This window comes from Nocardia aurea (assembly GCF_003123685.1).
Lineage (GTDB): Bacteria > Actinomycetota > Actinomycetes > Mycobacteriales > Mycobacteriaceae > Nocardia > Nocardia aurea.
Genome location: NZ_QCYJ01000099.1, coordinates 33,953 through 46,649 on the forward strand (window position 1 = coordinate 33,953; position 12,697 = coordinate 46,649).

Annotated in this window: 9 protein-coding genes; all 9 read right to left on the minus strand. The window is 69.1% G+C overall.

Translation table 11 applies throughout. From position 1 onward, the window contains the following. Nucleotides 1-174 precede the first annotated feature (174 nt). Entirely contained in the window at nt 175-1,404 is a 1,230-nt protein-coding gene (gene ftsZ / locus DAT37_RS19530) for a cell division protein FtsZ (RefSeq protein WP_109526241.1), read from the minus strand. A 322-nt stretch (nt 1,405-1,726) separates the two neighbouring features. Continuing rightward, complete coding sequence (locus DAT37_RS19535; protein ID WP_109526242.1) at nt 1,727-2,458, minus strand: cell division protein FtsQ/DivIB; 732 nt, start codon at nt 2,456-2,458, stop codon at nt 1,727-1,729. Nucleotides 2,459-2,464: 6 nt separating this feature from the next. Continuing rightward, nucleotides 2,465-3,904, minus strand: coding sequence for a UDP-N-acetylmuramate--L-alanine ligase (murC, locus tag DAT37_RS19540; RefSeq protein WP_232839880.1), 1,440 nt, complete (start codon nt 3,902-3,904; stop codon nt 2,465-2,467). Nucleotides 3,905-4,055: 151 nt separating this feature from the next. After that, nucleotides 4,056-5,174 carry an undecaprenyldiphospho-muramoylpentapeptide beta-N-acetylglucosaminyltransferase gene (gene murG / locus DAT37_RS19545; protein ID WP_109526244.1) on the minus strand — a complete coding sequence of 373 codons (1,119 nt, stop codon included), beginning with the start codon at nt 5,172-5,174 and terminating at the stop codon, nt 4,056-4,058. Further along, entirely contained in the window at nt 5,171-6,661 is a 1,491-nt protein-coding gene (gene ftsW / locus DAT37_RS19550; protein ID WP_109526245.1) for a putative lipid II flippase FtsW, read from the minus strand. Before ftsW ends, murG begins: the two co-directional genes overlap by 4 nt. Further along, a complete protein-coding gene (murD, locus tag DAT37_RS19555) occupies nt 6,658-8,118 on the minus strand; it encodes a UDP-N-acetylmuramoyl-L-alanine--D-glutamate ligase (RefSeq protein ID WP_109526246.1) in 1,461 nt (486 codons plus the stop codon). Before murD ends, ftsW begins: the two co-directional genes overlap by 4 nt. Before the next feature lie 47 nt (nt 8,119-8,165). Next, nucleotides 8,166-9,242 carry a phospho-N-acetylmuramoyl-pentapeptide-transferase gene (gene mraY / locus DAT37_RS19560; protein ID WP_109526247.1) on the minus strand — a complete coding sequence of 359 codons (1,077 nt, stop codon included), beginning with the start codon at nt 9,240-9,242 and terminating at the stop codon, nt 8,166-8,168. Nucleotides 9,243-9,312: 70 nt separating this feature from the next. Further along, nucleotides 9,313-10,827, minus strand: a complete 1,515-nt coding sequence (locus DAT37_RS19565; RefSeq protein ID WP_109526248.1) for a UDP-N-acetylmuramoyl-tripeptide--D-alanyl-D-alanine ligase — start codon at nt 10,825-10,827, stop codon at nt 9,313-9,315. A 121-nt stretch (nt 10,828-10,948) separates the two neighbouring features. Continuing rightward, nucleotides 10,949-12,616, minus strand: coding sequence for a UDP-N-acetylmuramoyl-L-alanyl-D-glutamate--2,6-diaminopimelate ligase (locus DAT37_RS19570; RefSeq protein ID WP_109526249.1), 1,668 nt, complete (start codon nt 12,614-12,616; stop codon nt 10,949-10,951). Nucleotides 12,617-12,697 lie beyond the last annotated feature (81 nt).

The following is a 12,697-nucleotide window of genomic DNA, read 5'->3' on the forward strand; positions in this document are numbered from 1 at the left end:
AGCCCTCGGCGCGGTCCACCGAAATCCGCAGCGCCGTGGCGCGCGCAACGTAGAAAACAGACGGAGGCCGATCCCGCACGGATCAGCCTCGTGGCAGACAGCCGCACCCCCGCGTCGAGTGTGGCGGTGTGACAGACCTCCCGCCGACGATTTCAGCGGGAGCGGCGGCGCGAACTAGCGCTTCATGAACGACGGCACGTCGACGTCGTCATCGTCGTCGGGCTCCGGCGGGTTGGCACGCGCGCGAGAGGCCTCGGCGTTCTTCACCCGGATCTCCTCGGACTCCTGATAGCTCGGCACCGTCCGGCTCGGGGGGCGCGAAGAGGGCGACGAACTGTCGGTGCCCCGTGTCACGGGTTCGTAGGAACGCGGCGATCTCCCGATCTCCCCCGCCGTGCTCGACCCGATGGTGCTGGTCGACTTGTTCGGCGGTTCGTAGGTGGGACGCCGCGAGGGACCGCCGCCGTCGAATCCGGCCGCGATCACCGTGACACGCACCTCGTCACCGAGCGAATCGTCGATGACCGTACCGAAGATGATGTTGGCCTCTATATGCGCGGCTTCCTGGACCAGCGAGGCCGCCTCGTTGATCTCGAACAGCCCGAGATCCGAACCGCCCGCGATCGACAGCAGCACACCGTGCGCGCCGTCCATGGAGGCCTCGAGCAGTGGCGAGTTGATCGCGGATTCGGCCGCCTTGACCGAACGGCCCTCCCCGCGCGCCGAACCGATGCCCATCAGCGCGCTACCGGCACCGGACATCACGCTCTTGACGTCGGCGAAGTCGACGTTGATCAGACCGGGGGTGGTGATCAGGTCCGTGATGCCCTGAACACCGTTGAGCAGCACCTCGTCCGCGGAACGGAAGGCGTCCATCAGGCTCACCGCCGCGTCGCCGAGCTGCAACAGCCGGTCGTTCGGGATGACGATGAGGGTGTCGCAGGATTCGCGCAGCAGGTTGATACCGGTTTCGGCCTGTCCGCCGCGCCGCTTGCCCTCGAACGAGAAGGGACGCGTGACGACACCGATGGTGAGCGCGCCGAGTTTGCGGGCGATGCTGGCGACGACGGGCGCGCCGCCGGTGCCGGTGCCGCCGCCTTCGCCCGCGGTCACGAACACCATGTCGGCGCCCTTGAGCACCTCTTCGATCTCGTCCTTGTGGTCCTCGGCGGCGCGGCGGCCGACCTCGGGGTCGGCGCCGGCGCCGAGGCCGCGGGTGAGTTCGCGGCCGACGTCGAGTTTGACGTCGGCATCACTCATCAGCAGGGCCTGCGCGTCGGTGTTCACCGCGATGAACTCGACACCTTTGAGTCCCTGTTCGATCATCCGGTTGACGGCATTCACACCGCCGCCGCCGATACCGACGACCTTGATCACAGCAAGGTAGTTGTGCGGGGGCGTCATGGGCTCTCGCCTTCCTTCGATCTAAAGCCTGTCGTTTTCGGATTCGGGACATGCCGCCGAGGAAACCCGGGGGCGAGCTTCACGCGCCGCCGCCCGGGCCAACCCTAAAGTTCAACCATAGGGTTAGCGTTATGTCAAGTATCCGACTGGTGCGGAACGCTATTCGCAGCCGCCTCGATACGCGCGCAGGCGCGCCGAGACGAGTCACAGAATCTTGTGTGATCCCTCTCGTCTCGCCGCGCGATACGTCGTATCGTGAACGGTTGCCCCCGCCCCACTTCTCCGGTACCACCGAAAAAACCCTGGGCGCAATGGGTGTGGATCACTTTACCGTGACCAGATGAGGACTCGATACGTCGAACACCGTTCCCTCGCGCGTCAGCAGCGGTAACACCACCTGCGCCTTGCGTTCGGCATCGTCGGCTCCGCCCCACAGTACCGTGCGGCCGTCCTGGAGCTTCAGGGAGATATCCGAAATCGACCGTGCCACAACCTCGCCCACCTGGATGTTCAGTGCGGGCGGCAGCACCGCGACCACGGCGACCGCGGCCCTGGTCACCGGATCGGCGCTGCCCGGGTTTCCGGTGATCAGCTGCGGCACGCCGATCGGCGCGGCCTCGATCGCGAATTCGGTGCTCTGCGCGTCGACCAGGTGCGCGCCCTGCGGGCTCTCGAAATACAGCACCGGCGTGCGCTCGACGACCGACACGCGCACGGTGGACGGGAATTCCCGCTGCACCCGCACGCTGCTCACCTTGGGGATGTCGGCGACCCGCCGCGCCATCGCGTCGGTGTCGATCCGCAACATCGAACGCCCCGAGGGAATCCGCAACCGCTCCTGCACCTCGGCGTCACCGACCGCGGAGAGGCCATCGATGTCGACCGTGCGCACCGACAGCACGGGTGTGAACCAGGCGAGCACCGCGACGACGGTGAGCACACCGACCCCGAGCACACTCCACAGGCGCACCTGCCGCAGTCCGCCGACCCGTTCCGGACGCAGCCTGTCGGCGATCTCCTCCCACCACGCGCGCGGCTCGTCCGCGGATCGCATGGCTGGTCAGCGCCCGTACTGCGGCCGAGCCCGGAGGCCGTCGAGAATCTGGCTGCCCAGCATCGTCACATCGCCCGCGCCCATGGTGATCACGACGTCACCCGGCAGCGTCAACCCGGCCACCTGGCGACCGACCCGCGACATATCGGGCTGGTAGTGCACGGGCGCGGTCACCGACTGCGCGACCAGCGCGCCGTTCACACCGGGCAGCGGCTCCTCGCGCGCACCGAAGACATCGAGAACGACCACCTCGTCGGCCAGACTCAGCGCCGCGCCGAATTCGGCGGCGAAAGTCGCGGTGCGACTGTAGAGATGCGGTTGGAACACCACGATCACCCGGCCCTGGCGCGAACGAGCGCCGTCGCGGGCTTCCTGCTTGACCAGTTCGACGGCGGCGCCGAGCACGGCGCGCACCTCGGTCGGATGGTGGGCGTAGTCGTCGAAGACCCGGACGCCGTTCTCCCTGCCGACGAACTGGAACCGACGGTGCACACCGCCGAAACCCTCCAGTCCCTGGATGATCTCGTCGATATCCGCGCCGGAGGCACGCGCGGCGAGCAGCGCGCCCAACGCGTTGAGCGCCATATGCCTGCCGGGCACCGACAGTCGCAGCGAACGTGGCGAGGTCTCGTCACCCAGTTGGAACTGGGCGACGCCCCCGACATCGCGCGGCTCCCAGCTGTGCAGCCGGACACCGACCGGCACCGGCGCGTCGGCCAGTTCGCCGGAGCCGTAACCGAGTACCTCGACACCGCGTTCGGCCAGCCGCGGCGCGACCCGCTCGGCCAACGCCCGCGAGCCGGGATCGTCCAGGCACACCACCAGCAGACCGCCTTCGGTCAGCCGGTCGGCGAAATCGTCGAAGACCTGGACGTAGGCCTCGTCGGTGCCGAAGAAGTCCAGGTGATCGGATTCGATATTGGTCACCACGGCGACGTCGGGGTCGTATTGCAGCAGCGAGCCGTCGCTCTCGTCGGCCTCGGCCACGAAGATGTCGCCGGTGCCGTGGTGGGCGTTGGTGCCCGCCTCGTTGAGTTCACCGCCGACCGCGAAGGACGGATCGAATCCGCAGTGCTGCAAGGACACGATCAGCATCGAGGTGGTCGAGGTTTTGCCATGGGTGCCCGAGACCAGCAGCGTCCGGTGCCCGCGCATCAGCGACGCGAGTACCGCCGGGCGCAACAGCACCGGGATATCGCGCCGGTTCGCCTCCACCAGTTCCGGATTCGTCTTGGGGATGGCGGCATAGGTGGTCACCACCACCGTCGGACCACCGGGCAGCAGGTCGAGGGCGCTGGCATCGTGGCCGATCCGCACCTGTGCGCCACGAGCGCGCAACGCGAGCACGCCCCGGCTCTCCTTGGCGTCGGACCCCGATACCGCACCACCGCGCGACAGCAGGATCCGGGCGATTCCCGACATGCCCGCGCCGCCGATGCCGACCATGTGGACCCGCGCCAGATCGGCGGGTAGCGCCGAACGATCCTCGCTCACGACTGCTCCTCGCCGATGCTCGGCCGCCGCGCACGTGTCGACGCCGTCGCGGTTGTCGTCCCTGTGTCCGTAGCTGTGTTCATGGGTCGCCCGCTCCGCTCGTTCACGACTGCGCCACCTCCACCGCGATCCGCGCCACCGCGTCGGCGGCGTCGCGGTGGCCCGCGCCCGCGGCGGCCAGGCCCATCTCGCGCAACCGGGTCGGATCGATCAGCAGCGGAATCACCTCGTCGATGACGTACTTCGGAGTCAGTTCCGAATCGGGAACGATTCTGCCACCCCCCTTCGCGACCACCGGTCCGGCGTTGAGTTCCTGCTCACCGTTTCCGTGCGGCAGCGGCACGTAGAAGGCGGGCAGGCCCACCGCCGACACCTCCGCGACCGTCATCGCGCCGGAACGGCACACCACCGCGTCTGCCGCGGCATAGGCCAGATCCATCCGCGACAGGTACGGCACCGCGACATAGCGCGCGTCACCGCCGGATTCGGCGATATCGACGCTGTTCTTCGGCCCGTGCGCGTGCAGCACCGAGATCCCGGCAGCCGACAGCTGCGGCGCGGCCGCGGCGACCGCCTCGTTGAGCGAACGCGCGCCCTGGGAGCCGCCGAAGACCAGCAGTACCGGTCCATCGGACGGCAACCCGAAATGCGCGCGCGCCTCGGCGCGCAGACTCGCGCGATCCAGGGTGGTGATGGCGGCGCGCACCGGGATCCCGACGACCTCGGCTCGCGACAGACCAGACCCCGCGACCGCGGCCAGGACCCGGGACGCGCGCCGCGCGCCGACCTTGTTCGCGATACCCGCCTTGGCGTTCGCCTCGTGCACCAGCACCGGCACCGCGCGCCGCCGACCGAATATTCCGCCGCCCGCGGCCAGATAGGCGGGCAGCGCGACGTATCCGCCGAACCCGATGATCACATCGGCCTGCACGGTGTCGATCACCTCGCGGGTCCGTGCCACCGACGCCCGCACCCGGCCGGGCAGGCGAAGCAGATCGAGGCTGGGTTTACGCGGCAACGGCACCGGCGGAATCAGCTCGAGCGGGTAGCCGCGCTCGGGGACCAGTCGCGTCTCCAGACCGCGCTCGGTGCCCAACGCCGTCACCCGGATCGAATCGTCGAGTCGGCGTAAGGCGTCCGCGACGGCGAGTGCCGGCTCGATATGTCCCGCGGTACCACCACCCGCGACGATCACCGAAAGTCCGGACCGCACGTCACTCACCTGGATCTACCCCGTTCTCTTGCATGTGGCATCGGATAATTCGGTTCCCAGGCGCGGGTCGCGCGCGCAGAGCTGGTGCCGCGGCTCTCGGGCGAACGGCGACGTTGTTCCGGCGGCTGACGCCGACCGGACTGCGACTGCGCGCGCGGATCGGGCCTGCGTGGCCGCTGACCCGATCGGGCCGCCGCCGAGCGGGCGCGCGCCGATTCCGCCTTCGCGGGCGAGTACACCTCGGGTTTGGGCAATCTCAGCAATCGGCTGAACCGGCCGTCCTGGCCCGCGTGCAGGGCCGAGACCGCCTCGGGTTCGTGCCGGGCCGCGTTGGCGATGATGCCGAACATGAACAGGGTGATCGCGAGCGACGAGCCGCCCGCCGAGACCAGCGGCAACTGTAGGCCGGTCACCGGTAGCAGGCCGACGACGTAGCCGATATTGATCAGCGCCTGCGCGGTGATCCAGGTGGTCGCGGTCGCGGTGAGCAGGCGCAGGAAGGGATCGACCGACCGGCTCGCGATGCGCAGGCCGGTGTAGACGAACAGCGCGAACAGTCCGAGTACCAGCGCGCAGCCGAGGAAGCCGAGTTCCTCGCCGATGATGGCGAAGATGAAGTCGTTGTGCGAGTTGGGCAGATAGCTCCACTTGGCCCGGCTCTGGCCGAGCCCTCGGCCCCAGATACCGCCGTCGGCCAGCGAGTAGAGCGCTTGGCGGGCCTGGTATCCGATGCCCTGCGGATCGTCGCCCGGATTGAAGAACGCGCGCATGCGGTCGGAGCGATATCCCGCCGACAGGGCGAGCACCCCGGCGGCGATCATTCCCGAGATCGCGATGGTGATGAACAGCCGCACCGGCAATCCGCCGAACCACAGCAGCGCGGCGAGCACGATGCCGAGCGCGATGGTGGTCGACAGGTTGGGTTGCAGCACGACGAGCAGGCAGACCAGCAGACCGGCCGGTACCAGTGGAACCAGGATGTCCTTGAGGCTCGCGTGTTCCGAACGCCGCGAGGCCAGCAGATGCGCGCCCCACACCACCAGCGACACCTTGATGATCTCCGACGGCTGCACCGAGATCGGGCCGAAGGCGAACCAGCGCCGCGCGCCCTGCACCTCACTGCCGATACCGGGGATCAGCACCAGGACGAGGGCGAGCACCGACAGCGCGAACACCGGGAACGACCACTGGCGCAGCCGCTTCAACGAGATCCGCAGCGCCAGGTAGAACAGGACGCAGCCGATGGCCGCGAACATGGCCTGCTGGATGAACAGCGAATAGGCCGAGCCGCCGTCGGCATAGGCCTCGACGCTGGACGCCGACAGCACCATGACGAGTCCGAGCACGGTCAGCAGGGTCGCGATGGCGACGATCAGGTGGAACGACGCGAGCGGGCGGGCCAGCCAGGCGCCGAAACGGGTGCCCGGGCTCGCCTTGGCGGCTGCCGGGCGCGCGGCCTTGCGACCGTTCCAGTTCCGTCGCGTCGCCTCCGTCATGGCTGCCGTCCGATGTCACCGTCTTCCAGCGCGTGCACCGCGGCGGCGAAGCTGCGTCCGCGATGGGTGTAGTCGGCGAACATGTCCAGGGAGGCCGCGGCAGGCGCGAGCAGCACCGTGTCGCCGTTGCCCGCCAATCCCGCCGCCGTCCGGACCGCCTCGGCCATGACGGCATCGGCCTTCTCGGATCTCGACGGGTCGTCACGCATCGAGATATCGTCTCCCGCGCGCACCTCGACCACAGGGACTTCGGGTGCGTGTCGCGCCAACGCGGCCGCGATCACCGGCGCGTCGGCCCCGATGAGCACGGCAGCGACGAGCCGTTCGGCGACTTCCTCGACCAGATCCTCGACGGTCGCGCCCTTGAGCTGTCCGCCCGCGAGCCAGATTACGTGCGGATGCGCCAGGATCGATGACCGGGCCGCGTGCGGGTTGGTCGCCTTGGAATCATCGATGAAATCGACGCCGCCGAGTTCACGCACGAAGGCGGCGCGGTGCGGACCGACTTTGTGTTCGATGAGTCCCTCGCGCACGAACTGCGGAGCGACATCGATGGCCCTGGTCAGCGCGGACGCGGCCAGCGCGTCGGCGACACCGGCGGGACCGGGCGGGCTGATATCGGCGGTCTCGGCCAGGATCGCGGCCTTGGTGAAGGCACGATCGAGCAGTTTGCCGTCCACCACGCCGAGTTCACCGTCGGCGGGCACCCCGATCCGGAAACCGATGACACGCTTGGCCTTCGCCCGCCGCGCCAGCGAGGCCGCCACCGGATCGTCGAGACCGACGACTCCGACCCGGCCGTACAGCGCGCGCGCCTTGGCCGCGGCGTAGGCGTCCAGGCCGCCGTGCCAGTCCAGGTGATCCTCGGCGACATTCAGCACGACACCCGCTTCCGGACGCACCGACGGCGCCCAGTGCAACTGGAACGAGGAGAGTTCCACCGCGAGTACCTGCGGGCCGGGATTGCGTCGCAGCGCGTCGAGGATCGGCAGGCCGATATTGCCGCAGGCCACGCTCGGGATCCCCGCGGCGCGCAGGATCGCGTGGGTCATCTGGGTGGTGGTGGTCTTGCCGTTTGTTCCGGTGATCACCAGCCATTTGCGCACCGGACCGTAGATCCTGGCCTGATCGACCCACCAGGCGAATTCGACGTCGCCCCACACCGGGATGCCCTCGGTCACCGCCGCGGCGAGCACCGGGGAGTCCGGGCGCCAGCCGGGGCTGGTGATGACGAGCGCGAACCGGCTCAGGCCGGTCGGATCACTCGGCTCGGTGGATTCCAGTTGGACGCACGACGCGACCTCCAGCCCCAGTTCGGCGGCCTCGGCCAGCGCCGTCGCGCCGGCGTCGGTGACCACCGGGTTGGCGCCGATATCGCGCAGCGGCTCGATGAGCGAGCGTCCCGAGACGCCCCAGCCCGCGACGAGCACGTCACGACCGCGCAGGAATTCGAGCATGGGTCCGGGGGACCGCAGGGCTCGCGGAGAATGTTCGACCATCTGTTTCACCCGACCGCGGAGAGATATTCGCTGTAGAACAAGCCGAGACCGACCGCGGAGGCCATGGCGGCCAACAGCCAGAATCTGATGATCACAGTCGTCTCGGCCCATTTACTGAGCTCGAAGTGATGATGGAAAGGCGCCATCTTGAACAATCGATTGCGCGTGGTGCGATACACGGCAACCTGCAGGATCACCGAGAGTGCCTCGGCGACGAAGAGCGCGGCCAGCACCACCATCAGCAGTTCGGTGCGGGTGGTGATGGCCATACCGGCGAGCAGTCCGCCCAGCGCGAGCGAACCGGTGTCGCCCATGAAGATCTTGGCCGGGGCGGCGTTCCACCAGAGGAATCCGATACAGGCCGCCGCACCGGCCGCGGCGACGAGCGCCAGGTCGAGCGGATCGCGGACGTTGTAGCAACCGGCCTCGGGTTTCGTCGCGCAGGCGTGGTAGTACTGCCAGAAGGTGATGATGACGTAGCCGCCCATGACCAGGCTCATCGAACCCGCGGCGAGACCGTCGAGACCATCGGTGAGATTGACCGCGTTCGACGTCGCCACCACGATCAGGCTCACGAACAGCAGGAAGAAAACAATCCCCATCGACACCGTGGTGATGTCGCGGACATAGGAGATATGCCTGCTGGCGGGAGTCAGGCCGTAATTGTTGCGGTATTGCAGCGCGAGCACGCCGAAGACGACGGCGGCGGTCAGCTGACCGACGTACTTGCCCGCGGCCGTCAACCCGAGGTTGCGGCCCTTGCGGATCTTGATGAAATCGTCGATGAATCCGACCGCGCCCAGCGCGGTGGTGAGTCCGAGGACGAGCAGTCCCGACGCGGTCGGCCCTTCGGCGTTGTATCCGATGCCGATCAGGTGGGAACCGAGATAACCGGCCCACATGCCGATCAGGATGGCGACGCCACCCATGGTCGGGGTGCCGCGTTTGGCCTGGTGACTGGCCGGGCCGTCGACCCGGATCTCCTGGCCGAATCCCTGCTTGGCGAAGAATTTGATCAGCAACGGGGTCAACAGGATCGATACCGCCAGGGCGATGGCGGCCGAGAAGAGAATCTGTCTCACAACCGCGCCTCGCTGACCTTCGACCCGGTCGCGCGCATCGCCGCGGGGGTCGTCGTCCCGATTCGCTCGCTCACTGCGTCGCCTCCGTGCTGCCCCTGCGATCGTCCGCCCGTGCCGCGCTCGTCAAATGCTCGGCGACCTCCCACAGGCCGACCGACTTGGACGCCTTGACCAGCACCACATCACCCGTCTCTACTTCGTCGTCGAGTAACGCGATGGCCGCGCCGATATCTGGGACGAGAATCGATTCCTCGCCCCATGAGCCTTCCATCACCGCTCCCTGGTGCATCGCCCGGGACGGCCTTCCGGTCCCGACGACGATCAGACGGTGGACATCCAGGCGTACCGCGAGCCTGCCGATCCGATCGTGTTCGATCACCGATTCCTCGCCGAGTTCCCCCATCTCACCGAGCACCGCCCAGCTGCGCCGCGGCGTCGCGCCCGCCCTGGACATGGTGACGAGCGCCTTGAGCGCGGCCCGCACCGAATCGGGGTTGGCGTTGTAGGAGTCGTTGACGACGGTGATGCCGTCGTCGGTGGTGCGCACGTCCATGCGGCGCGCCGAAGCGGCGGTCGCGCCGGACAGCGCCGCGGCGACGGTCTCCAGATCCGCCCCGCACGCCAAGGCCACCGCGACGGCGGACAGCGCGTTGCCGACCTGGTGCTCGCCGTGCACGGCCAGCCGGATATCGGTGCTGCCCAGCGGCGTGTGCAGGGTGAAACCCGCGCGCGCCTGTTCGTCGAGGTGGATGTCGGTGGCCCTGATATCGGCGCTCGCGGCCTGTCCGACCGTCGTCACCGGGGCCGAGGTGCGCGAGGCCATCGCGGCGACCTGGGAATCGTCGGCGTTGAGCACGGCCACGCCGTCGGACGGGAGGGCCTCGACCAGTTCGCCCTTGGTCTTCGCGATCGCCTCGCGGCTGCCGAATTCCCCGAGGTGCGCGGTGCCCACATTGAGCACGACGCCGATCTTCGGCGGCGCGACCTCGGCCAGTGCCGCGATATGGCCCGGTCCGCGGGCCGACATCTCCAGCACGAGGAAGCGGGTGTCGGCGTCGGCGCGCAGCGCGGTCCACGGGTGGCCGAGTTCGTTGTTGAACGAGCCGGGCGGCGCGATGACCGGGCCGAGCGGGGCGAGTACGGCCGCGAGCAGATCCTTGGTCGAGGTCTTGCCCGAGGAGCCGGTGACGCCGACGACGGTGAGCCCGCCCGCGGCGGTGAGCCGGTCGACGCTGACGCGGGCCAACGCGGCGAGCGCGGCCAGCACCGCCGCACCGGAACCGTCCGAATCACCGGCCAGCGCAACCGATCTCGACGGGACGGTGGCAGGCGTCGGGCTGACGACGATGGCGGGCACACCCACCGGGCGTGCCGCGAGCACGGCGACCGCGCCCGCCGCTGTCGCGGCGGCCGCGTAATCGTGTCCGTCGGATCGTTCGCCCGGCAGCGCGAGGAACAGATCCCCTGAACCGATGCGCCGCGAATCGAATTCGACCGAACCGGTCACCCGCACCTGTGGGTCCGGTACGTCGTGCAGCGTCCCGCCGACGACGTCCGCGATCTCCCGCAGTGTCATCTCGATCATGAAATCGTCAAGTCCTCCGCGTCCGTTCTCTGCGGACTTCGCTGTGTCGACCGAACACGTCGCTGTGTCGACTGAATATTGTGCGCCGACCCGATGTCGTTGCGGCAGTAGGGTATCCCGTTCATCGCAGCACCCCCGACACTCCCGCGTTCGGGCCGTCGGCCCGCGTGGCGTCACCGGTGCCCGCCTCCGAGGGGCCGCGCTCGCCCGTCAGCGCCTCCAGCGCCTCGGCCAGCACGTCCCTGTCGTCGAACGGGTGCTTGACGCCGTTGATCTCCTGGCCCGACTCGTGCCCTTTACCCGCCACCAGCACCGCGTCGCCGGAGCGCGCCCAGGCCACGGCGGCGGCGATGGCCTCGGCGCGGTCGCCGATCTCGCGTACTTCGCCGCGCTCCTCGGCGGGTACCTCGAGCGCGCCGCCGCGCAGCGCCGCCCTGATGGCAGCCGGATCCTCGCTGCGCGGATTGTCGTCGGTGATGATCAGCAGATCCGCGCCGCGCGCGCCCGCCGCGCCCATGAGCGCGCGTTTGCCCGCGTCGCGGTCACCGCCCGCGCCGACGACCACCGCGAGCCTGCCGGGCGATTCGGGGGAATCGGTGAGCAGATGCGCGCGCAAGGTGGCGACGACCGATTCGACGGCGGCGGGTTTGTGCGCGTAGTCGACGACGGCGAGGAAATCCTGTCCACGTTCGATGCGCTGCATCCGGCCCGGCACGTCGACCGTGGCGAGCGCGGGCGCGGCGATATCGGCCTCGACCCCGGCGGCGGCGCAGACCGCGACCGCGAGCAGTCCGTTGGCGACGTTGTAGCGGCCCGGCAGTCGCAGGCTCATATCGATGGAGTGCCCGGGACCGGCGGCGGTGAACCGCTGTTCGCCGCCGTCCGCCGTCACCTCGCCCGCGACGGTCCAGGTGGCGGTGGTCGCCGTGGTCGAGACCGTGACCGGGTCGGCCAGGTCGGCGGCCAGTCGCGCACCCCATTCGTCGTCGACGCAGACCACCGGAATCCGTGCGGCCACCGACGACCGCGGATCGAACAGGCGACGTTTGGCGGCGAAGTAGTCCTCGAAATCGCGGTGGAAATCCAGGTGGTCCTGCGACAGGTTGGTGAATCCGCCCACCGCGAACCGGACACCGTCCACGCGGCCCAGTGCCAACGCGTGGCTGGAGACCTCCATGACCACCGCGTCGACGCCCTGCTCGACCATCAGCGCGAACATCGCGTGCAGCTGCGGCGCCTCGGGCGTGGTGAGCGCGCTCGGTACCCGGCGTCCGCCGATCCTGGTCTCGATGGTGCCGATCAGCGCGGTGGAGAGTCCGGCGGCGGCCAGTCCGGCCTCGACCAGGTAGGACGTGGTGGTCTTGCCGGAGGTACCGGTGATGCCGATGATGCGCAGCCGCTGCGACGGATTGCCGTACACGGTGGCGGACAATTCGCCGAGTACCGCGCGCGGTGTCTCGCGCACCAGCACCGGAACGCCGAGATCACCCGCGAGTTCGGCCCCGGGCGCATCGGTGAGGACCGCGACGGCGCCGCGTTCGACCGCGTCACGGGCGAAACGCGCGCCGTGCGCCTGCGCGCCCGGCAGCGCGGCGAACAGGTCGCCGGGCAGAACCGCGTTCGAACGCTGCTCGATACCGGTCACCACCGTGTCCGCGGGGATCGGCCCCGACCCACGGGCGCCTGTCGACTCCAGCACGGTGGACAGCCGCGTCGACGGCGGTCCGGCGGGCCGGAGCGCGTGCGAGCTGGACTGCGCGGGCACCTTGCTCCTCTCAGAACGGGACATGGATATAAGGAACGCATCGTGGGACGACGAGTCAGGTTACCGACGTACGGTCACCGGGGAACAACGCGCCTCGGTGTTGCG